Annotated in this window: 15 protein-coding genes; 6 read left to right on the forward strand and 9 right to left on the reverse strand. The window is 64.3% G+C overall.

Annotated elements, in window-relative coordinates; translation table 11 throughout:
• Positions 1–160: 160 nt before the first annotated feature.
• The 4 genes from OX459_RS09500 to OX459_RS09515 all read left to right on the forward strand — a co-directional run bounded on the left by OX459_RS09500 (position 161) and on the right by OX459_RS09515 (position 6,035).
• The gene (locus tag OX459_RS09500) at positions 161–736 is read left to right on the forward strand and encodes a TerD family protein (protein WP_099667617.1); all 576 of its coding nucleotides are present in this window, start codon (positions 161–163) and stop codon (positions 734–736) included.
• Between the two features lie 243 nt (positions 737–979).
• Positions 980–2,233, forward strand: a complete 1,254-nt coding sequence (locus tag OX459_RS09505; protein WP_289904768.1) for a TerD family protein — start codon at positions 980–982, stop codon at positions 2,231–2,233.
• Between the two features lie 9 nt (positions 2,234–2,242).
• The gene (locus OX459_RS09510; RefSeq protein ID WP_289904769.1) at positions 2,243–3,577 is read left to right on the forward strand and encodes a VWA domain-containing protein; all 1,335 of its coding nucleotides are present in this window, start codon (positions 2,243–2,245) and stop codon (positions 3,575–3,577) included.
• 187 nt (positions 3,578–3,764) lie between these two features.
• The gene (locus OX459_RS09515) at positions 3,765–6,035 is read left to right on the forward strand and encodes an outer membrane beta-barrel family protein (protein ID WP_289904770.1); all 2,271 of its coding nucleotides are present in this window, start codon (positions 3,765–3,767) and stop codon (positions 6,033–6,035) included.
• Here OX459_RS09515 and OX459_RS09520 read toward each other — a convergent pair.
• Positions 6,032–7,075 carry an SMI1/KNR4 family protein gene (locus OX459_RS09520; protein WP_289904771.1) on the reverse strand — a complete coding sequence of 348 codons (1,044 nt, stop codon included), beginning with the start codon at positions 7,073–7,075 and terminating at the stop codon, positions 6,032–6,034. The two genes, OX459_RS09515 and OX459_RS09520, sit on opposite strands and share 4 nt — an antisense overlap.
• Positions 7,075–8,049, reverse strand: coding sequence for a thymidylate synthase (locus OX459_RS09525; protein WP_289904772.1), 975 nt, complete (start codon positions 8,047–8,049; stop codon positions 7,075–7,077). The genes OX459_RS09520 and OX459_RS09525 overlap by 1 nt, the downstream gene beginning before the upstream one ends.
• 205 nt (positions 8,050–8,254) lie before the next feature.
• Here OX459_RS09525 and OX459_RS09530 point away from each other — a divergent pair, with 205 nt between their 5' ends.
• On the forward strand, positions 8,255–10,957 hold the full coding sequence (locus OX459_RS09530) for an EAL domain-containing protein (protein WP_289904773.1): 2,703 nt from the start codon (positions 8,255–8,257) through the stop codon (positions 10,955–10,957).
• 198 nt (positions 10,958–11,155) lie between these two features.
• Positions 11,156–12,598 (forward strand): OmpP1/FadL family transporter, encoded by a 1,443-nt coding sequence (locus tag OX459_RS09535; protein WP_289904774.1) that lies wholly within the window; start codon positions 11,156–11,158, stop codon positions 12,596–12,598.
• A gap of 81 nt (positions 12,599–12,679) precedes the next feature.
• On the opposite strand, the gene OX459_RS09540 is transcribed toward OX459_RS09535, so the two are convergent.
• Genes OX459_RS09540 through OX459_RS09570 form a run of 7 tightly spaced genes read right to left on the reverse strand, consistent with a single transcriptional unit; the run spans position 12,680 to position 21,852 of the window.
• The gene (locus OX459_RS09540) at positions 12,680–13,771 is read right to left on the reverse strand and encodes a beta-eliminating lyase-related protein (RefSeq protein ID WP_289904775.1); all 1,092 of its coding nucleotides are present in this window, start codon (positions 13,769–13,771) and stop codon (positions 12,680–12,682) included.
• A 10-nt stretch (positions 13,772–13,781) separates the two neighbouring features.
• On the reverse strand, positions 13,782–14,456 hold the full coding sequence (gene leuE / locus OX459_RS09545) for a leucine efflux protein LeuE (protein ID WP_289904776.1): 675 nt from the start codon (positions 14,454–14,456) through the stop codon (positions 13,782–13,784).
• 12 nt (positions 14,457–14,468) lie between these two features.
• Positions 14,469–16,322, reverse strand: coding sequence for an ABC transporter transmembrane domain-containing protein (locus tag OX459_RS09550; protein WP_251348417.1), 1,854 nt, complete (start codon positions 16,320–16,322; stop codon positions 14,469–14,471).
• 34 nt (positions 16,323–16,356) lie between these two features.
• Complete coding sequence (locus tag OX459_RS09555) at positions 16,357–17,433, reverse strand: carotenoid 1,2-hydratase (RefSeq protein ID WP_289904777.1); 1,077 nt, start codon at positions 17,431–17,433, stop codon at positions 16,357–16,359.
• The gene (locus OX459_RS09560; RefSeq protein ID WP_289904778.1) at positions 17,433–20,024 is read right to left on the reverse strand and encodes an ABC transporter permease; all 2,592 of its coding nucleotides are present in this window, start codon (positions 20,022–20,024) and stop codon (positions 17,433–17,435) included. Before OX459_RS09560 ends, OX459_RS09555 begins: the two co-directional genes overlap by 1 nt.
• The gene (locus OX459_RS09565) at positions 20,012–20,440 is read right to left on the reverse strand and encodes a DUF4124 domain-containing protein (RefSeq protein WP_289897626.1); all 429 of its coding nucleotides are present in this window, start codon (positions 20,438–20,440) and stop codon (positions 20,012–20,014) included. Before OX459_RS09565 ends, OX459_RS09560 begins: the two co-directional genes overlap by 13 nt.
• On the reverse strand, positions 20,437–21,852 hold the full coding sequence (locus OX459_RS09570) for an FAD-binding oxidoreductase (RefSeq protein ID WP_289904779.1): 1,416 nt from the start codon (positions 21,850–21,852) through the stop codon (positions 20,437–20,439). The genes OX459_RS09565 and OX459_RS09570 overlap by 4 nt, the downstream gene beginning before the upstream one ends.
• Positions 21,853–21,862 lie beyond the last annotated feature (10 nt).

Raw genomic sequence — 21,862 nt, forward strand, 5'->3', positions numbered from 1 at the left:
GCATCGGGACAGCGGCACGATTTTTCCGTATGGCATTATTTTCAATAGTGCGCGGCTGGCAAGCCGGAACTTTATGGTAGGCTCATGGCTCATCAAGCCGGCGTGCCGGCGACGTGACCTGAAACACCGAATGCAACCCCCACATTAAAGAGGAATTACCATGGCGATCAGTTTGCAAAAAGGCGGCAATGTCAACCTGAGCAAGGAAGCTCCCGGCTTGAAGAAAATCGTGATTGGCCTGGGCTGGGACCCGCGCGCCACCGATGGCGCCGCTTTTGACCTGGACGGCAGCGCCTTCCTGCTGAAAACGGATGGCAAGGCCCGTTCCGATGCCGATTTCATTTTTTATAACAACCTGAAGTCGGCTGACGGCTCCATCGTCCACGCGGGCGACAACACGACCGGCGGCGGCGACGGCGACGACGAGAAAGTGGCCGTCGACCTGGCCAGCGTGCCCGCCGACATCGACAAGATCGCCATCGCCGTGACTATCCACGACGCGGAAAACCGCAAGCAGAACTTCGGCATGGTGGGCAAGGCCTACATCCGCTGCCTGAACGGCGACAACGGCGCGGAAATCGCCCGCTACGACCTGTCGGAAGACGGCTCGACGGAAGCGGCCATGATCTTCGGCGAAATCTACCGCGCCGGCAGCGAATGGAAATTCAAGGCCATCGGCCAAGGTTTCAAAGGCGGCCTGGGACCACTGGCACGTTCCTTCGGCATCAACGCCTAATAGCTCCGGAAAACGGCCCATGGCCGCGTTGCGTCACCTCGCCGTACTATTCGTACTGTCTTCGGTGACGCGCCTTGCCCTGAACCGTTGTCCGAAGCTCTTTTAGCTTTGTATAGAGCCCAAAACGGCAGTCCATGGCGGCGTTGCGCCGCCATGGACTGACTGTACATTCGTACTGTCTTCGGACGACGCGCCTTGCCTTGAGCCGTTGTCCGAAGCTCCCACACCTGAATAAATAATCGCATGGAAAACCTGATCAAGGGGCAGCGCCTGGCGCTGTCCGGCCTCGTCACGGGCAATGTCGTGCAACTGGGGCTCGCCAGCGCTGGCGTGCGGCTGGACTTTGCCTGTTTCGGCCTCGACGCCAACGGCAAGCTGTCCGACGACCGCTACATGACTTTCTTTAACCAGCCGCGCACGCCGTGCGGCGGCGTGGAAGCGGCGGCGCCGTCCGGCGATGCGGCCGGTTTCAGCTACCAGCTGGACCGTTTGCCTGCCTCCATCGAGCGCCTCGTCGTCACGGCCGCCATCGATGGCGCAGCCACCATGGCGCAGCTGGGCAGCGGCTACCTGCGCTTGCAGGACGGCGGGCGCGAGCTGGCCCGCTACACGTATGCGGGATCTGATTTTGCGCAAGAAAAAGCCGTCATGCTGGGCGAGTTCTACCGCAAGGACGGCGGCTGGCGCTTCATGGCCGTGGGCCAGGGTTTCAATGGCGGCCTGGACGCTCTGGTCGCCCATTTCGGCGGCGAAGTGGCGCAGGCGGCAGCGGAGCCGGTGCCGCCGCCCAAAATTTCCCTGTCGAAAATCTCGCTGACCAAGGCGGGCCAGACGCACAAGGTGTCGCTGCAAAAGGGCGCGGGCGCGCCGGGCAAGCTCACCGTCAAGGCCACCTGGGTCGATAACGGCGATGGCGACGACGATAACGACGACCTCGATTTAAGAGTCGGCATCCTCTTGCCGAACGGCCAGATGCGCTTCATCCAGGCGCCCGATACGCCGGGCAGCTTCGACGTCATGCCGTATGTACGCCACCTGGGCGACGTGGCGGGCGCATCGGGCAAGGAACCGGCCACGGAAACGGTGGAAGTCAATCCCGCGCTGGCGCAACAGTACGGCGGCACGGTGGGCCTCGTCTTCAGCGTGTATTCGGCGCTGGCCAATGGCGCCGTGTCGGTCGCTTCCATGCGGCCGAAGATGGTCATGCAATATGGCGAGCAGATCGTCGAGTGCGCGTTCGACTTCCGCCTGTCCAAGGCGGCCGAGGACGATTCCGTCTACACCTATGTGATCGGCATGGCGCGCATCACGCCCGACAGTATCATCCTCGAACCGTCCGGCAAGACGTCGGAGCCGGGCAGCGAAGCGACGCCGTGGCTGAGCTGGCAGGGCGAGAGCCTGCAACTGGCCTTCAACGGTCCCGTCGTCTTCAAGGGCGAGGACAAGGAAGACGAAGATGATTTCAACGCGGACAATCCGCGCCGCTATATCGCCTAGGAGGCACTGATGGAAACCTTGTCCAAGGGACAGCGCTTGCCGCTGGCCAATCTCGTTCCCGACGGCGTGCTGCAGGTGGGCGTCGCCGCGCAGGGGCTGGCGCTCGACGTGGCCTGTTTCGGCCTCGATGCGGCAGGAAAACTGGCCGACGAGCGCTACATGACCTTTTTCAACCAGCCGCGTACGCCGTGCGGCGGCGTGGAAGCGCGCCCCGGCAGCGGCGGCGACATGGCCGAGTTTGCCTTGCAACTGGCGCGCTTGCCGGCCGGCATAGACCGCCTCGTCGTGACGGCGTCCATCGATGGCGGCGGCGTGATGTCGCAGCTGCAAGCCGGCCATGTGCGCCTGCAGGCGGGCGGACGCGAGCTGGCCCGCTTCGCCTTCGCGGGTAGTGATTTCGCACAGGAAAAAGCCGTGATGCTGGCGGAAATTTACCGCAAGGATGGCGGCTGGCGCTGCATGGCCGTGGGGCAAGGTTTCAATGGCGGACTGGACGCGCTGGTGCGCCACTTCGGCGGCGAAGTCGACCAGGCCGCCTCTGCTGCCCCTGCGGCGGTTTCAGCCGTCATGCAGGCAAAGATCAACCTGGAAAAACGGGTCGAACGGGAAGCGCCGCAACTGGTCAGCCTCGTCAAGCAGGCGGGCGTGTCGCTGCAAAAAGTGGGTTTGCTTGACCACCGCGCCAAGGTGTGTTTGTGCCTGGATATTTCCGGCTCCATGGGACGACTATATAAAGAGGGGCTGGTGCAGCGCTTTGCCGAACGCATCCTGGCCCTGGGCTGCAAGTTCGACGACGATGGCGAGATCGATGTTTTCCTGTTCGGCAAGAATGTCCACCATCCGGCGCCCATGGCCTTGAGCAACTGCAATACCTACGTGGGCCAGGCCATACAGCGCCATCCGCTGGAAGGCGACACGCGCTATGGCGCCGCCATGCAGGCGATACGCGCATTTTATTTCCCCGACGGCGCCGGCGGCGAACGCACGCGGCCCGTCGCCGCGGAATTGCCCGTGTACGTGATGTTCGTCACCGATGGCGGCACGAGCGACCAGGCGACGACGGAGAAACAATTGCGCTGGGCCAGCCATGAGCCGATCTTCTGGCAATTCATGGGCATCGGCAAGGGGCGTAAATCGAAAAGCAAGTTCCTCGCCGCCTTTGCCGATTCCGACTTCCCCTTCCTGGAAAAGCTCGACGAATTGCAGGGCCGCCTGGTCGACAATGCCAATTACTTTTCCGTCAGCTCGCCCGACGAGCACAGCGATGCGGAACTGTATGACTTATTGATGACGGAATATCCGGGTTGGCTGAAACTGGCGCGCGGCAAGGGCTTGTTGAGGTAGCGCAAAGGTGGCGCCAAGGTCATCGGATGAGGCTATGCGACCACAAGTGCGAGAGATTTGTAAATTGAAGTAAATAACAATGGTTCGCATTTGCTTTGCTCCTTGCAATCGTGGCATGCTTTGAGAATGTGCTCTCACGCTGCGGCGTAGTGCCTCATCCGTAGCGTCTCGATTATTTTTTAAGCAAATGCATAAAATCCTCTTTCACTGCCTGGCGGGCGGCAGCCTGCTCGTGTCCGGCGCCGCTGTCCAGGCGCAAACCGTCACCGGCGATACCGTCGTCAAGCCCGCACCGGCCAAGGCGCCCGCCGCCGATGCTCCCGCTACCGTCAGCGTGACGGCCGAACGTCCCACGGGCCGCATCGACCGGCAAGTCTACGACGTCAAGTCCGACGTGGGCAGCACCAACGGCACGGCGGCCGATGCCTTGAACAATGTGCCTTCGGTGGCCGTCGACCCCGACGGTTCCGTGTCCTTGCGCGGCAGCAGCAATGTGCAGATATTGATCGATGGCAAGCCGTCGGCCATGCTGCAGGGCGATTCGCGCGGCGCTACGTTGAACGCCATGGCGGCCGACGATATCGAATCCGTGGAAGTGATCAACAATCCCGGCGCCCAGTTTGGCAACGAAGCCGGTGGCGGCCCGATCCTGAACCTGGTGATGCGGCGCAACCGCAAGCCGGGCGGCTTTGCCACCGTCAACGCGAATGCGGGCATCGCCGGGCGCTACAACAGCTCTGTCTCCGGCACCTACAATGAAGGGCCATGGGGCTACCAGGGCGGCATCAATGTGCGCCATGACGGCCGCAATTCCGTGGGCGAGGTCAGCCGCGAACGCCTGGACCGCGGCACGGGCGCCTTTGCCCCCAGCAGCCAGAGCTCCACGAACAATGGCTTGAACGATTCGCTGGGCTTGCACGGCACCGTCAATTACAACCTGAATGCGAACGACACCCTGGCCGCCAGCGTGTCGTACAACGGGCGCAGCAACGACCAGCGCTCGCTGGACCGGTACATCAACGGCGACAGCACGGGCAGCACCATCGGCGACTATGTGCGCAGCACCGTGCGCAACGGCGACAGCCGCAACTACAGCTGGGGCGGGCGCTACGACCACAAGGGCGAGTTGCCTGGCGAAATCCTGAAAATCGACTTGCGCGTGTCGTCGTCCACTAACGAGAGCGACAGCGATTACGCGAATGCCTATGCGATCGCGCCCGTCAACGCGTTTGACAGCCGCGCACGCCAGCACAGCGAGACGGGCAACCGCATCGTCGACTTCAGCGGCGACTACGAGCGTCCGCTGGCGGGCGGCAGGGCCAAGCTGGGCTACAAGGTGGCCGACAACAAGAGCAGTTTCGACACTTTATATACGGACATCAATCCCGCCAGCCTGGCCGAGACCGTCAATCCCATGCGCAGCAACCGTTTCGAGCTCGACGAGCGCACCATCGCGCTGTACGGCTCTTACCAGATGCGCCTGAGTGAACGCTGGGGCGCGCTGGCCGGCTTGCGCGCCGAATACACGGACTTGAACGTGCGCCAGATCACCAGTGGCGTTGAGGCTGGCAACAATTACGTCAACTATATTCCCAGCCTGTTCGCCACCTATAAAGTCAGCGACGAGAGCAATTTGCGCTTCAGCTACGCGCACCGCATCCGCCGCCCGAATGCGGGCGATTTGAACCCCTACGTGGTCTACCGCGACGAGTTCAATGTGTCGGCCGGCAACCCGAAGCTGAAACCCACGCAGACGGATTCCTTCGAGATTGGCTATGAAACGAAGATCGCGGGCCTGGAAAGCAGCTTGCGCGCCTACCACCGGCGCGACACGGACGCCATCGTCGATTACCGCTATTTTATTAGCGACAATGTGCTGCTGACTACGCGGGAAAACGGTGAAGGCAGCCATTCGAGCGGCCTGGAATTCAGCGTCAGCGGCAAGCTGACGCCGTCCCTGACCCTGAACACGAGCGGCAACCTGGCGCGCAGCCAGCAGACGAGTTCCGACGACCTGGGCAACCGCAGCACGCGCACGGCCAACGCACTGAGCGGCCGCGCGCGCCTCAATTACCAGATCAATGCGGATAACCAGCTGCAACTGGCCCTGCAAATGCAGGGCAAGATGCTGTCGGGACAGGGCTACCGCTCGCCGAACAACACGCTGAACCTCAGTTTACGCCACACGGTGACGCCGCAATTGAGCCTGGTCATGAATGTGACCGATGTGTTCAGCAGCAACAAGATGGAAACCGTCATCAACAGCGCCTCGCTGCGCGAAACGAGCACGCGCCGCTTTGACGGCCGCATGATTTATGTGGGCTTGTCGTACCGCCTGGGCGGCGCCACGTCGGCGGCCAAGGAGGGCGAACGGGAGCCGCGCTTCGGTCCGCCGGGCGGACGGGGGCCAGGTGGACCCGGCCCCGGCCCGGGCGGCCCGGGCGGCGAAGCAGGCTAGGCCGCCCACGCGATTTCGTGCAGGAAGTCGATGAAATCGTCCATATGGAGCTCGAAGCGCCATTCGCCTGCGCCATGTCTGGCGCGGTACACGGGCAAGTCGCCGTCGATGCTTCTTTCTTCCAGGTGTACGCAGTACGGGTCGCCGCCCGCATCGGCAATCACCACGAGCTTCGACTGCCAGCTCGCGATGTTGTGATGATGCACGGCATGGACGGCGTAGCCGTGCTGGGCCTCCACCAGCTCCGCCGCGCCGTACAGATGCAGGCCCTGCGGGAAGCGCTTGCCGTCGACATGCACGCGCAGCGGCGAATAGAATTGCAGGAAATGGCGGTAGATTTCCGGCAAGACCCATTGCGCGTCGATCTCGGCCATGTCCTTGGCGCTGGCCATGGTCAGCCAGTTCGACGGTTGCGCCAGGTCTTGCTCGCGCTGGCGCCGCAGCGCCAGTTTCCGCTCCAGGAAGGCGGCTGCTACTTGCAGGCGCGACCGCGGCTTGGCCAGCGTCTCATGCTTGGCGGGCGCCTTGTAGCCTGCACCGTCAGGGTAGCCGTCCGCTTGCCAGTCCAGCACGGCGCTTAGTCGCAGCTGCTCTGCCTTCCAGTGGCCGGGATCGGACGGCAAGTCCTGGTCAAACGGCTGGCGGCTGAACACGGCCAGGCTCTTGATCGCCTTGGCGCGCACTTCCAGCCTGGTGGCGCCAGACGCTGCCAGCGTCACCAGGGGCGCATACGCGTCCACGCCTATACTTTTCAGCAAGCCATCGACGCCCCAGTACGCCAGTGCGGGCTGCTCCAGTGCCCAGGCGAAAAAGGCCGCATGTTGACTGCCTTCCACCAGATGCACGATATCCGTCATCAAAAAGGTGCGCCAGTGCAGCAGTTGTCCATCGCGCGCATACGCCGTCAGGATGTCGAGCACGGCCAGCCTGTCGTCCGCGGCATGCTTTTTCAGCAGCCGCTCTTTCAGCCGGGCGAACTTGCTGCCATCCGTTTCGTCAAACAGCTTGCGGTGCAGGGCTGCCAGCGGTGCGACCGCCATCAGACGGCCATCGCCGCCTTGATGGGCGCGTGGTGTTCATAGCCTTCCAGCGAGAAATCCGACGGTTCGATCTTTTCCAGCCATTCCGGCTCGTACTTGCCCGTCTTCGCGTAGTCGGGCACGCGCTCGGAAATGACGAAACGGGGCGCCGGGAACGGCGTGCGCTTCAATTGTTCTTCCACCATGTCGAGGTGGTTTTCATAGATGTGCGCGTCGCCGATGAAGTAGGTGAACCAGCGCGGCGTGTAGCCCGTCAGGCGTGCCACCAGGTGCAGCAGGGCCGCGCCTTCGGCGATGTTGAACGGCGTGCCCAGGCCGATATCGTTGCTGCGTACATATAAACACAGCGAAATTTCGCGCGTGCTGGCGTTCGGGATGAACTGGTACAGCAAATGGCAGGCGGGCAGGGCGACGGCGTCCAGCACGGCCGGGTTCCAGCCGTGGAACAGGATGCGCCGGCTGCCCGGGTTGCTCATGATGGTGTCCAGGCACTCGCGCAACTGGTCGACGGCCTTGTACAGCAGCACTTTTTGCACGCCGCCCTCGACGATGGGGGCGACCAAGGTAAAGCCGTTCGCTTGCGCATCGGCGATCTGTGCGGGCTGGTCGGCGTCGAGCAGCTTATATGCGGGCCATTGGCGCCATTGCACGCCGTACACGGGGCCCAGGTCATCCTCGCCTTCGCGGTAGGGGTTGGCCAGCCATTGCGCGTTTTCATTGGCGTTCTGGTCCCAGACCTTGCAGCCCAGGGCGCGGAACTCGGCCGCGTTGCGCGAGGCGCGCAGGAAGGCGCACAATTCGCCGATCACGGATTTGAAAGCCAGTTTCTTGGTTGTCACGGCAGGGAAGTTGCCGTTGGCCAAGTCGAAACGCATCATGGCGCCCGGCACGCTCAGGGTGCGGATGCCCGTGCGGTTGTCTTGCCAGCTGCCCGTTTCGAGCACGGTCTTGATCAAATCTTGATATTGCTGCATGTATTTCTCCAACGGTAAGGATGGTGATTGTAACGCAGGCGCGACAGGCGGGCCGCGGCCCACGCACATAATTACGCTGCCGTCTTACCTGCAAACATGACTCTGTGGTAATTTGTGTGTCCTTGAAGAAATACATAGAAACGGCAGATGCTGCACCATGTTCTTGCGACAATTTGTAAATAATAATAACGCCGCCGTGGTGGAGATGAGCAGGGCCGATTTTCTCAAGGCTAACCTGCGCCTGATCCTGGCCTGGCCCTTGCTGGGCCTGATCCTGTGCGCGGTATTGTGGACGGCCACCTTGCTGCAGCTGGAAGCGGAAAAGAAGGTGGCGCAGCAGCAGGCGCTCGACAGCGTGTCTTCCTTGTCGAAAGCATATGGCCAGTATCTGCTGCGCACGCTGGAGCAGATGGACCAGCTGACCTTGCAGCTCAAGTATGAATGGGAAAACTCGCGCGGCCAGCTGCGCCTCGATCAATTGAAGACGCAGGGCATGTATGCCTTGCCGCAATTTGCCATCGTCGCCATCCTCGACCGCAAAGGCCATCCCGTGACGGCCACGGCGCCGCTGCAGCGCCTGCGCGTCAACGAGCGCAGCGATTTCCTGTTGCGCCACTGGCGCAGCAATTCCAGCGCGCTGCGCATCGCGCTGGGGAGGGCCAGCGAGGCGGCCCCGTCAGCACCGGGCGCCGGCGAAAGCCTCGTGCATTTCACGCGCCGGCTGGAAGACGAGGATGGCAACTTCGACGGCGTGCTGCTCATTTCCATCCATTCCAGCTATTTTTCCGAATTCTATAACAGTGTCAATTTTGGCAAGTTCGGCATGTCGGCCATGGTGGGCGAAGAGGGCGAGCTGTTCAGCACGCGCCTGGGTTCGCGCGTGCTGCCGACCCAGAGCGGCCAGGGCACGCCGTTTCTCGACACCAGCTTCCTGGAAGCGGAGAGCGGCGCCCTGCATTCGGGCGGCAGGATAGCTTTTTCCGACAAGCAAAATCGCTATGTGGGCTGGCAGGCGCTGAAAGCCTATCCGTTTACGGCCGTGGTCGGACTGTCGGACGGCGAAATGCTGCATCCCTACGAGGAAACGCGCACGATTTATCTCGGCATCGCCCTGGCCGTCACCGTGCTGCTGCTGGCCTTTGCCGCCGTCGCCACCGTGCTGTCGCTGCGCCTGGCGTGGCGCCACCACCAGTCCGAAGGCGTGCGCAACGCCTACCGCATGGCCACCGAGGGCACGAGCGACGGCTTTTATATCATCGCCGCCCTGCGCGGCGCGGATGGCAGCATCCTCGACTTCGAGATCGTCGACTGCAACGAGCCGGGCGCCGGCTACTTCGGCGTGCGCCGCGAACAGTTGCTGGGCATGCGCCTGCAGTCGCGCGCCCACGAGCCGTATTTCCGCGACTTGATCCATAATTACCGGGCCGCCATGGTCTCCGGCTTTTCCGAGGAAGAGATCGAGTTGCCGGAAGGCAACCCCTTCAAGCTGCGCTGGATACGCCGGCGCCTGGTGCGCAGCGGCGACCGCCTGGCCGTCACCCTGCAAGACATCAGCACGGCCAAGGAGCACGAGCGCGACTTGCGCCGCCTGGCCAATGAAGACGGCTTGACGGGCTTGCCCAACCGCTACTGGCTGCAGCAATTCCTGCCCGGTGCCCTGGGCCGCGCCGCCATCGCGCGGCACATGCTGGCGCTGCTGTTCATCGACCTGGACGGCTTCAAGGATATCAACGACACGCAGGGCCACGCGGAGGGCGACAAGGTGCTGCGCGCCGCCTCCTTGCGCCTGAAGGCCGTGCTGCGCCCGGGCGACCACGTGGTGCGCCTGGGCGGCGACGAATTCGTCGTCGTGCTCGACCCGGTGGAGGACGACAGCCGCGCCGAGCAGGTGGCGCAGCGCATCGCCATCGCCTTCGACGAGCCGTTTTACCTGGGCAGCGAACGCCACAAGATGGGCGCCTCGATCGGCATCAGCCTGTATCCGCGCGATGGGGCCGAGACGGAAGTGCTGCTGAAGAACGCCGACATCGCCATGTATGCCGTGAAAGTGGCGGGCAAGGGCCATCACCGTTTTTTCCAGCCGGAATTGTTCGAAACCATCCGCAACCGCCGCGAACTGGAGCAAAGCTTGGTGGCGGCGCTGGAGCAGGATCAGTTCCTCGTCGTCTACCAGCCGAGGGTCGACGCCATGAGCGGGCAGCTGTGCAGCATGGAGGCGCTGGTGCGCTGGCACCATCCGCAGCACGGCATGGTGCCGCCGCTGGAATTCATCCCCGTGGCCGAGAGCAGCGGCCTGATTTCCCAGCTGGGCGAAGTCGTCATCGAAAAGGTGTGCCTGCAGATGGCGCGCTGGCAAGCCAGCGGACTGGAACTGGTGCCAGTCTCCATCAACGTCTCGGCGCGCCAGTTCGGCCGCGGCGACGTGCACCAGGTGCTGGCGTCCGCGCTGACCCGCCACCGCATCGATGCGCGCCTGATCGAGGTGGAAATCACGGAATCGGCCATGATGGATGAACAGAACCGCGCCGTGGAGCAGTTGTCCGCCATCCGCGCGCTGGGCGTGCGCCTGCTGGTCGACGATTTCGGCACCGGCTATTCTTCGCTGTCGCAGCTGCAGAAGTTCGCCATGGATGGCTTGAAGATCGACCGCGCCTTCACCATGGAGCTGGGCCGCTCGGAGCAGGGCGAAGTGTTCGTGCGCGCCATCCTGTCGATGGCGCATGCGCTGGGCATGAGCGTGGTGGCCGAAGGGGTGGAGACGCGCGAGCAGCTCGACATCCTGCGCGCCCTGCAATGCAATGAAGTACAGGGCTATTTCATCTCGCGCCCCGTGCCGGCGGAACAGATGCTGTCGCTGATGCATCAGCGCTTTCTGATACCGCTGCCAGCCCCTGCATTGGCACTGTAGAAGGTCGTATGCGCAGGAAAAACAACGCCGTTTCATAAAAAGAGCGAACGTTCGCTTTTTTCTAAAAAATATTATATGCTTCGCTCATGCCGTCAGTGAATTGGAGTTCACGGCGGCAAGAAAAGTGCAAGACGGGGCAGCTGGATATGCCCGCGATAGTGTGCCGAAGACAATTTCATATAATAAAGAGAGACCAACTTGAAACATAAATATCTGCCCCTCCTGATCGTTGCCGCATTCGCCGGCATTTCCTCCACCGCACAAGCATCGGGCTACCGTTTCGGCTCGCAAAGCGTTTCCGCCCAGGGCACGGCCGATGCCAGCGGCGCCGAAGCGGCCGACGCATCGACCATTTTCTACAACCCGGCCGGCCTGTCGCGCCTGGAAGGCACGCAGTTCGTTGGCGGCGGCACCATCGTCGTACCGCATTCGACTTACGAGGATACGGGCTCGAAGCAGTTCTGGAAGGGTAATCGCACGCCATTCACCGCCACCAAGGACTACGCGCCGGACGCCGTGGTCGCGCCTGCGCTGTATGCCAGCAAAAAGATCAATGATCAATGGACGGTCGGTGCCGGCCTGTTCGTGCCGTACGGCGCCAAGCTCGATTACGGCAACGACTGGACCGGCCGTTATGCGATCACCAACATCAAGCTCGAAGCGATCGCCCTGAATCCTTCCGTGTCGTTCAAGCTGGACCAGCATCACTCGTTCGGTTTCGGCGTGACGGCTGAATACATGAAGGCGGAACTGGGCCAGGGCGTGGACGTGCCGGGCACCGTAGCTTTCCTGGGCGAAAAAGCGCCAGCCGCATCGGCTGCCTTCCTCGGCAATATCCTGAAAACGCAAGGCATGGCAGCGTTTACTTCCGCGAAAAATGCGCTGCAAGGCCAGATCAAGGATGGCCACGCGTCGATGGACGGTCATGACTGGGGCTTTGGCTTCAACCTCGGCTATCTGTACCAGTTGAACGAAGGCACGCGTTTCGGTATCGCTTACCGTTCGTCGATTTCGCACAAGCTCAAAGGCAGCACCATCTGGGACTTCTCGCAAGTGACGAGCAATGCCGCCGTGAACGGCTTTATCGCCGCCGCCTCGAACAAGGTCAATTCCAAGGCGCTGGTCGAACTGCGCACGCCGGAAACCCTGTCGGTCAACGCCTTCCACCAGATGGATGACAAGTGGGCCTTGATGGGCGACGTCACCTGGACCCGCACTTCGCGCCTGGAAAACCTGGACATCCAGTTCCCGCCGACGGCCGAAGGCCCGGAACGCATCCGCCAGAACTGGAAAGACACTTACCGTGTTTCGCTGGGCACCAACTACAAGTACAGCGAAAACCTGCTGCTGCGCGCCGGTATCGCGCATGACCAGGCACCAGTGCGCAGCGCGGAACTGCGCCACCCGGCCTTGCCGGACAGCGACCGCATGCAGTACTCGATCGGCGCGAACTGGAAGCTGAACGCGAACTCCTCGCTGGATCTGGCCTACAGCTATATCGACTTCAAGGACGCCAGTGTCAACTACACGAATGGCTGCTCGCCAGTGTCCACCGGCTGCACCGGCAACGGTGAAACCACCAAGGGCCTGTTCAAGACCCGCATGCAGTTGATCGGTCTCGCTTATAACTACAAGTTCTAAGCAGGTAGTGGCGGCCAACCCGGCCGCCATGAAAGAAAAAAAGCGCCTTCGGGCGCTTTTTTTTGGTGTCACGATTGTCAATTAATCCCTGGCGCGCATGGCCTGGTCCAGCAGGGTCAAGGCCAGCCGCACGCTGTCGTCCGGCAGTTCCAGCAACTGGTCTCCCACATACCATTCCACCACGCTGTGGCCAGGGAGGGCTGCGTGGCTGGCGCGGCTGAACAGCCAGATGCCGTGGTCGGCGGCCACCTGGTTGCGGATGGCGACGGCCCGTTCGCGCGAGACGGGCAAGTGCAGGTGCAGCATGTTCGCTTGCGGACTGGCGGGGTTGACGGCAATGGCCGGGAAGTCGCGCAACAGCGCGTAGAGCCACTGCGTGCGCGCAAAATACCGCGGCATGGCGGCGAGGCGCGCGTCGAACTGCATGGCGGCGGCCACCACCCAGGGCGTGCGGTGCACGATATTGCCGCCCTGGCGGCGGAACCATTCGCGCGCCCGTTCGACGAACGGCCGGCTGCCGGCCAGCATGGCGCCACCGAGGCCACCGATGCCTTTGTACAGCGACACATACACGGAATCGAATCCGTCGCAGATGGCGGGCAGGGACTGGCCGAAACCCGCTTGCGCTTCCCACAGGCGCGCGCCATCCATGTGCAGGTGAATATTGTGCTCGCGGCAGTGCTGTTTGATCTGGCTCAAGTCTTCCCTGGAAGGGCACTGGCCGCCGATTTCGCGCATCGGCAGTTCCAGCTGCGCGGCGCCCAGATGATCGGGCACGGCGCGCAAGTCGTCCACCGTCCACGGGCGGTGCGGGTCGCCGATCATCAAACCCTTGAAGTGATCGAGCAATTCATGGTTGCCCCGCTCGTGGCGCAGGATGTGCGAGGTGGGATGCAGCGCTACCAGGCGCGAGCCCCGGTCCTGGCACGCCAGGCGCAGGGCCGTGACCTGCGTCATGGTGCCCGTGATGCAGAACACGGCCGCCTCGAAACCGAGCAGGCTGGCGATCTTGTTCTCGAACTGTTCGATCAACGCGCCTTCGCCGTAGGTATCGTGCGCAACATCGTTGGCGTCGCACCAGGCGGCCATGGCGGCGAAGGTGGCGCTTGGGGCGGGCTGGCGGTGGCCCGGCAGGACGGTGTGGCAGCGCTGGCGCAGTTCGAGTTCGTTCACGGCGGTTTCCTTACAGGGTGGCCGTGGCCAGTTTCGCGCCGAAGCCGATGAACATGGCGCCCACGCCGCCGCCCATGCCGGCCGACAGGCGGCGACGGCGCCGGAAGGTCTCGGCCAGGCGCGCGCCGACAAAAATGATGGCCGTCAGGTAGGTAAAGCTGATCACCTGGCAGATCAGGCCCAGGCCGATGAAGGACAGCACGGGATTCGGGAAGGCCGGGTCGACGAACTGGATGAAGAAGGAAATGAAGAACAAAATGGCCTTCGGGTTCATCAGGCTGATGACCAGGGCCTTGCGGAACGGGTCGCTTTCCTTGACGGGGGCAGGGACGGCCGCCGCTTCGCCTTCGGCCGGTGCCGGCGCGCGCAGCTTGCGCCAGCAGCCGATCAGCATCTGCAGGCCGATCCAGCCCAGGTAAGCGGCGCCGATGTATTTCACCACGTAGAACAGGGCCGGGCTGGCTTTCAGCAGGGAGGCCACGCCGCAGGCCGACAGCACCATCAGTATCAGGTCGCCGGCAAAGATGCCGAAGGCGCCCTGGTAGGCGGGCCGCACGCCGCGCTGGGCGGCCACCGACAGCACATACATGGAATTGGGACCGGGCAGGATGACGATGAAGATGGTCCCCAATAAAAAGGTCCAGAAATCGGTGATGCCCAGGTTGGCGTGGAAAAGTGCGTTCATGGCTGTTTTGGCTTAGTTGATCTGTACGTTGTGAAATTGCAGTGCGGCAAGGTTCGCATAGATGCCTTTCATTGCGACCAGCGACGCATGCGTGCCCGTCTCGACGATCTTGCCGTCTTCCATGACGATGATGCGGTCGGCGCGCTGCACGGTGGCCAGGCGGTGGGCGATGATGACCGTGGTGCGGCCCACCATGGCCGCTTCCAGCGCCTTTTGCACCAGGCGTTCCGATTCCGCGTCCAGCGCGCTGGTGGCTTCATCGAGCAGCAGCAGCGGCGGGTTTTTCAGCAGGGCGCGGGCGATGGCGATGCGCTGGCGCTGGCCGCCGGACAGGCGCACGCCCCGTTCGCCGAGGAAGGATTTGTAGCCGTTCGGCAGGCGCTCGATGAATTCGTGGGCGGCCGCCATCTTCGCGGCCGCGATCACTTCCTCGTCGCTGGCGCCGGCGCGGCCGTAGCGGATGTTTTCCATGGCGTCGGCCGAGAAAATCACGGTATCCTGCGGCACGATGCCGATGGCGTCGCGCAGGGTGTGCAGGTCCAGCTGCTTGATATCGACGCCATCGAGGCGGATGCTGCCGCTTTGCGGGTCATAGAAGCGCAGGAACAGCTGGAACAGGGTGGTCTTGCCGGCGCCGGAAGGGCCGACGACGGCCACCGTTTCGCCGGCGCGGATGTCGAGGCTGACGTGATCCAGCGCGTGGGTGTCCGGGCGCGACGGGTAGGAGAACATGACATTGTCCAATGTCAAGGCGGCGCCGGTGGCGGCGCGTGCGGGCAGCGGCAGCGGCGTGGCCGGCGAGGCGATTTCCGATTTGACGGCCATCAGTTCCAGCAGGCGCTCGGTGGCGCCGGCGGCGCGCTGCGCTTCGCCCATGACTTCGGACAGGGCGCCGATGGCGCCGGCCACGATGGAGGCGTACAGGATGAACTGGCCCAGGTCGCCGCCCGTCATCGAGCCTTCCAGCACGGCGCGCGCGCCCAGCCACAGCACGAAGACGATGGTGCCGAAGACCAGCAAAATCGCGATCATGGTCAAGAGGGCGCGGGCGCGGATGCGGCGCATGGCCGTCATGAAAGCGCCTTCGACGGAGTCGCCGAAGCGTTTCGATTCGATTTTCTCGTGCGTGAACGCTTGCACGGTGGGCATGGCGTTGAGGATTTCGCCGGCCATGGCCGACGCGTCGGCGATGCGGTCCTGCGAGTCGCGCGACAGCTTGCGCACCTTGCGGCCAAACACGATGATGGGCACGACGACGAGGATCAGCAAGCCGATGATGATACCCGCCAGCTTGGCGCTGGTGACGAACAGCATCACCAGGCCGCCCAGGAACAGCAGCACGTTGCGCAGCGCCATGGAGATGCTGGTGCCGACGACGGCCTGTATCAGGGTCGTGTCGGTGGTGATGCGCGACAGGACTTCGCCCGTCTGCGTCGTTTCAAAGAATTCGGGGCTTTGCGTGACGACGTGGCGGTACACGGCGCTGCGGATATCGGCCGTGACGCGCTCGCCCAGCCACGACACCGTGTAAAAACGCGCGGCCGTGGCCAGCGCCAGGATGGACGCCACGCCGAACAGGGCGAGGAAGACCAGGTCGACGTGCTGGATGCTCTTCGAGCCGGCCGCGCCGCCGAAACCGAGGTCGATCATCTGCTTGAAGGCGGCGGGAATGGCCAGGGTGGAGGCGGCGGCCACCACCAGCGCGATACCGGCCAGGAAGAACTGCTTGCGGTACGGCGTCAAAAAGGGCATCAAGCCCTTGAAGGCGGCCAGGCTGCCTTTTTTCAGTTCGCGGCTGGTGCCGGTGTCGGGAGTCGATGCGGTGCTTGCTGTACTGGTACTGCCTGTTTCTGTGCTGGTTGTCATTGTTTTTCGCTTTGATTTACATATTCGGTAGTGCTTACAACTTCATCGGCTGGACGTAGCCCGTCATTTCCAGGTAGGCGCGGCCCACGGGCTGGCCGTCGCGCTCCACCGTCACGGCGCCTTCCCAGTACACGGCGCCCGTCGAGCGGCGCGAATCGAGTTCCTGGTCCGCTTGCAGCGGCTTGATCTGCCAGCGCGTCGCGCCCGTGCGGATCTCGGTGGCGACCGGGTATTCGGCCTGCGTGCGGGGCGAACGCCATAGCTGCGTGGGCGTGAAATCGACGTCGCCTGGGGCGAACTGCGTCATCTTACCGGACGCGTCGCGCCATGTCGCGTGCGCCCATAGTTTAGCACCTGTCTTGCTGCGGATCTGGAAGGCCATCAGGGCGCCGCCGTCGTCGAGGTTGGCGCCTATCCAGTTCCAGCCGCTGGCGTCCGCATCGAGCACCTGGCTGGACCACTCGTGATCGAGCCAGGTGGCGCCCGTCACGGCTTCCGGCTTGCCGCCCGCGCGCGCGATCGTGCCCGTCGTGCGCAGTTGCGGCTTGCTGTAGTAGTAACTCGATTGCGCGGGCCGGGCGCCCTTGCGCGAATAGCCGCCAACGCCTTGCAGCAGCACGGGCTGCGTGGGCGCGAGGGTCAGCTGCAGGTTGAATTCGCGCGCGGCCAGGCTGACCCGGTAGCTGCCGTCCGCTTGTCGCTGCATGCGCCAGTCGTCGAGTTTCACGTCCGTGTCGCCCACCTTGGCGTAGGCCAGGCCGAAACCCTCGCGCGCGCTTTTCTCGTCGTGCAGCAGCTTGCCCACCTTCGGGTCGGACAGGGCCGCATGGCCGATGATCAGCTGTTTCGGCGCAAACGCGCTGGGGTTGTCCGTATCGGTGGCCGTGGCGCTGCGAAAGAAGGTCACCTGGTAGCCCAGTTGCTCGCCGCCGGCCGTTTTGACCCATCCCGTGGCGTACCACCATTCCGTCTTATACGCGGGATGGGCGCCGAAGTCGTGCGGCAGGCGCAGCGTCTGGCCGGCCGGCAGCGGCGTGACGGGGGCAAAGGCGGGCGGCGCGGCCAGCGCAGGTAGCGCCAGCGCCAATGACAAGATGAAAACACGACGCATTACCAGTCCTCCCTGACGGCGCGGATGGGGCCAGCGGACAAGGCTTGTCTGCCCGCGATCAGCGCCGTGGCGGCGGCCGCCGTCAGCAGGGCGCCGGCCACGGTGGCGATCAGGGGCCACGGCAAGTGCAGCTGCATGGTCCAGTGGAACGATTGCGGATTGACGATGAAGACGAGCACAAAGCTGATCAACAGGCCCAGGATGAAACCGGTGGCGATGCCCAGCGCCGTCAGCGCGCCTCCTTCGAGCGCCAGGATGGACAAAATCTGCCCGCGCGTCACGCCCACGTGGCGCAGCATACCGAATTCGCGGGCGCGCGCCAGGGTTTGCGCGGAAAACGTGGCGGCCACGCCGAACAGGCCGATGACGATGGCGATGGCTTCCAGCAAATACGTGACGGCGAAGCTGCGGTCGAAGATCTGCAGGCTCAGGGCGCGGATGGCCGACGGATTCGACACTTCCAGGCTGGCGCCGAACGGCAGCGCTTTCAGGCGCTGTTGCAGCGCGTCGCCCGTGGCGTCCTTGGCCAGCCACAGGGCGGCGTCGCTGACATCGAGGTCGCCCGTCAGCGCGCGGTAGTCGTCCAGCGGCATCTGGATGGCGCCGGAAGAGCGCGCATAGTCGCGCCAGATGCCGGCGATGAAGAACTTGTGCAAGCCGCCTGCCAGCGGCAGGGCTATCTGCTGCCCCGGTTTGACGTTGTACAGGTCGGCCACCGCCTCCGACAGCCACACGGGCCGGCTACCTGCCGGCACGGGCAGGGTGTCACCCACCAGTACCATGCTCTTGCCCGGATCGGACAGCAGGATCGGGCGCGCCAGCAGCACCACATTCGGGCGGTCGGGCGCCAGCGACAGCGAGCGCAGGCGCTGGAAATCCACCCTGGCCACCTCGGACAGGGCGGTGATGCTGGCCTGTTCGCGTGGATTCAAGCCTGCCGTGCCGCCGCTGGCGGCCGTGCGCGCATACACGTCGGCCGGCAAGATCTGCAGCAGCCAGTCGTCGACGGAAACGCGGAAACTCGACACCATGATGGCCATCGCCACCATCAGGCTAAAGCTCGACAGCACGCCGCCGAGGGCGATGCCGGCCTGGCCCGAGGCGTTCGCCAGGCGGGCCAGGGTCAGGCTGCGCACGGGCGCATGCTGGCTGGTCTCCGTGCGCAGCCAGGCGCGCTGCAGGAAGCGGAAGACGACGGCGGCCAGTTGCGGCATCAGGGCGATGGCGCCGATCAGCAGCAGCGCGATGGACAGATAGCCGAACAGGGGCAGCTCGAACACGGGCGGCAGGAAGGTCAGGGCGCCGGCCAGCAGCAGGCAGACCAGCGCGGGCCAGGTTTTCGCCAGGCGCGTCGTCACGACTTCCTCGCTGCCCGATTTCAGGGCGATGGCGGGCGCCGCGCGCGCCGCTTCCAGCGCGGGCGCGGCGCAGCCCAGCAGGGCGACGCCGAGGCCGAGGATGAAGTAGACGAAGGCGGCGACGGGCGTGAATTGCACCTGCGGCTGCACGCCCGCGAAATAGCCGGCGCCCAGGTCGCCGCCGAAGAAGCGCAGGGCCACGGCCGCCATGGCGTAGCCGCCCGCGATGCCCAGGCCGGCGCCGACGACGCCGAGGCTGGCGCCTTCCAGCAGCACCTGGCGCAGCAGCCGGCCCCGTTCCATGCCCAGCACGCGCAGCAGCGCGAACTGGCCGCGGCGGCGGATGACGGACAGCGCCTGCGTGGAAAACACGAGGAACGCTCCCGTAAACAGGGCGACGAGGGCCAGCACCGTCAGGTTGACCCGGTAGGCGCGGCTGAGGTTATTGTTGCGGCTATTCTGGTTCTCGTCATTCGGCTGGCCCACCTGGAAACGCCCCGGGTACTGCGCTTCCAGCGCCCGCGCCAGCTCGGCCTGGAAGGCGCCGCGGTTGACGCCCTGGCGCAGTTTCAAGTCGATGCGCGACAGCTTGCCCAGCTTGTTGAAGCGCCATTGCGCCGCGCCGATATCCATCACGGCGATGCGCTGGCCGGCGCGCGCGCGCTGCAGCGAACCGGCCACGCGCAACGGCACCATGCCCGTGCCCGATTGCAGGGCGACCTCGCCGCCTTGGGCTACATTGAGCCAGCGCAAGGCGGCCGGCGATAAAAAGACGGCGTCGTCGGCCAGGGTGTCGAAAGGCTGGCCTTCGGCCGGCGCGCCGATCAGGTCGGGCGAGATGAAGCCGGCGCGGAAGACGTCGAGCGCCAGGATGTGCAGCGGGCCGCCGTCCTTCTTGCCCGCCACCGTGGCCTGCAGTTCCAGCACGGGCGAAGCGACAGCCACGCCGTCGCGCTGCGCCAGCCATGGGTAGATGGCTTCGTCGAACAGCGCTTCGCGCCCCGCCACCTGCACGTCGGCCTGGCCGGACAGGCTTTTGACGGCCGTGGAAAATTCATTGAAGGCGGCCGCGTTGATCAGGTGGATGGCAAAGCCCAGCGATACGCCGATGGCGATGGCCAGGATGGCGACAAAGGCGCGCACGGGATGCGCGCGCCATTCGCCCAGCAGCAGCCAGCGAGAAAGCAGGCGCGTGCCCGCAGGATCGGCTGCCGGCGCACTCAATGCAGGCATTCGACGGCCAGGCGTTCGCCGGCGCGCCGTGCTTTCAATTGCGCCGCATCGCGGTTCTTGTCGCCCGCGCCGACGGCGTCCTGCGCCGCCCATTTCTGTTCCAGGCGCAGCTGCGCGCAGTGCTTCTCGTGGACTTCCTGCTGCCTGGCGCCCCTCTCGCGCGCCTGGTCTTCCAGCTGCTCCTGCTTTTTGCGCGCCGCTTCCATCTGGCTGGCCACCCGTTCCTGGCGCGTGGCCGCACCTTTGTCGACGGCGGGCGGCGGCGCGGGGATTTCCAGGATTTGCAGCTGGCCGGCCGTGCAGGGCGTGGCGCTATAGCTGCTCTGGCCATCCTTCACGCACTTGTAGACGTCCTGCGCACTGGCGGAACCGGCCAGCAAGGCCATGGCGCATAGCAGGAGGGACGACGGCTTCACAATATCTTCCCCGGATTCATGATGTTCTGCGGGTCCAGCGCCTGCTTCACGGCGCGCATCAGCTGCAATTCCAGCGGCGACTTGTAGCGGGCGAGATCGGCCTTTTTCAGCGCGCCGATGCCGTGTTCGGCCGAAATCGAACCCCCAAAAGCGTGCACCTGGTCATGCACGATGCGGTTGATGGCATCCTGGTTGGCGAGGAAATCCTGGTCCGTCATGCCGGCTGGCGGCGCCACGTTGTAATGCAGGTTGCCGTCGCCCAGGTGGCCGAAGCACACGAGCTGGCAGCCAGGGAAGGCTGACTCGAGGGCCGCATCCGTGATGGCGATGAAGTCGGCGATGCGGGAAATCGGCAGCGAGATGTCGTGCTTGATGTTCTTGCCCGCCTGCGCCTGCGCCAGCGGGATGTGTTCGCGCAGCTGCCACAGTCCCTCGGACTGCGCCACGGAACTGGCGACGACGGCGTCTTCGATCAATTCGTCTTCCAGGGCCGCACCGATACTCGCTTCCAGCAATTCCACGGCATGCGCCTCGGACTGGCTGCTCGACAATTCGAGCAGCACATATTGGCCGTGCGCGTCGGTGAATGGGCGCGGCAGCTGCGGGAACTGCTCCGCCACCAGTTGCAGACAGTACTGCGACATCAGTTCAAAACCCGTCAGGCTGGCGCCGCAATGGTCTTGCATCAGCGAGAGCAGGCGCAGGGCGTGGGCGGGCGAGGGCATGGCGGCCAGCGCCGTGATGCAGGCTTTCGGCTGCGGGTACAACTTCATGACGGCGCCGGTGATAATTCCCAGGGTGCCTTCGGCGCCGATGTACAGGTCGCGCAAATCGTAGCCCGTATTGTCCTTGCGCAAGCCGCGCAAGCCGCTCCAGATCTCGCCCTGCGGCGTGACCACTTCCAGGCCCAGGCACAGCTCGCGCGTGTTGCCGTAGCGCAGCACGGCCGTGCCGCCCGCATTCGTCGCCAGATTCCCGCCGATGGTGCAACTGCCTTCGGCAGCCAGCGACAGGGGGAACAGGCAACCGGCGGCGCTGGCCGCTTCCTGGATGGTTTGCAGGATGCAGCCCGCGTCCACCGTGATGGTGCGGTTGACGGGATCGAGCGCGCGGATGCCGTTCAGGCGCGCCAGCGACAGCACGATGGCCGTGCCGGCGGCGTCCGGGATGCTGCCCAGGACCAGGCCCGTGTTGCCGCCTTGCGGCACGACGGGGACATGCCATTGCGCGCAGGCGCGCAGCACGCCGGCGACTTGTTCCACGGTGGCGGGGCGCAGCACGGCCAGGGCCTTGCCCGTGAAACGGTCGCGCCAGTCAGTGAGGAAGGGGGCCGTGTCGGCGTCCAGGGTGAGGACGTAGGCGTCGCCCAGCAGGTCGCGGCAGGCGGCGAGGAAATCGGCTTGGTCAGTCATGGGCTTGTCG

Source organism: Janthinobacterium sp. SUN026, from assembly GCF_030397625.1.
Taxonomy (GTDB): domain Bacteria; phylum Pseudomonadota; class Gammaproteobacteria; order Burkholderiales; family Burkholderiaceae_D; genus Janthinobacterium; species Janthinobacterium kumbetense.

Coding starts and splice junctions, on each gene's coding strand:
- OX459_RS09500 (WP_099667617.1), top strand. CDS start 161: ATGGCGATCAGTTTGCAAAAAGGCGGCAATGTCAACCTGAGCAAGGAA.
- OX459_RS09530 (WP_289904773.1), top strand. CDS start 8,255: ATGAGCAGGGCCGATTTTCTCAAGGCTAACCTGCGCCTGATCCTGGCC.
- leuE (WP_289904776.1), bottom strand. CDS start 14,456: ATGAACGCACTTTTCCACGCCAACCTGGGCATCACCGATTTCTGGACC.
- OX459_RS09520 (WP_289904771.1), bottom strand. CDS start 7,075: ATGGCGGTCGCACCGCTGGCAGCCCTGCACCGCAAGCTGTTTGACGAA.
- OX459_RS09505 (WP_289904768.1), top strand. CDS start 980: ATGGAAAACCTGATCAAGGGGCAGCGCCTGGCGCTGTCCGGCCTCGTC.
- OX459_RS09515 (WP_289904770.1), top strand. CDS start 3,765: ATGCATAAAATCCTCTTTCACTGCCTGGCGGGCGGCAGCCTGCTCGTG.
- OX459_RS09525 (WP_289904772.1), bottom strand. CDS start 8,049: ATGCAGCAATATCAAGATTTGATCAAGACCGTGCTCGAAACGGGCAGC.
- OX459_RS09550 (WP_251348417.1), bottom strand. CDS start 16,322: ATGACAACCAGCACAGAAACAGGCAGTACCAGTACAGCAAGCACCGCA.
- OX459_RS09560 (WP_289904778.1), bottom strand. CDS start 20,024: ATGCCTGCATTGAGTGCGCCGGCAGCCGATCCTGCGGGCACGCGCCTG.
- OX459_RS09555 (WP_289904777.1), bottom strand. CDS start 17,433: ATGCGTCGTGTTTTCATCTTGTCATTGGCGCTGGCGCTACCTGCGCTG.
- OX459_RS09570 (WP_289904779.1), bottom strand. CDS start 21,852: ATGACTGACCAAGCCGATTTCCTCGCCGCCTGCCGCGACCTGCTGGGC.
- OX459_RS09510 (WP_289904769.1), top strand. CDS start 2,243: ATGGAAACCTTGTCCAAGGGACAGCGCTTGCCGCTGGCCAATCTCGTT.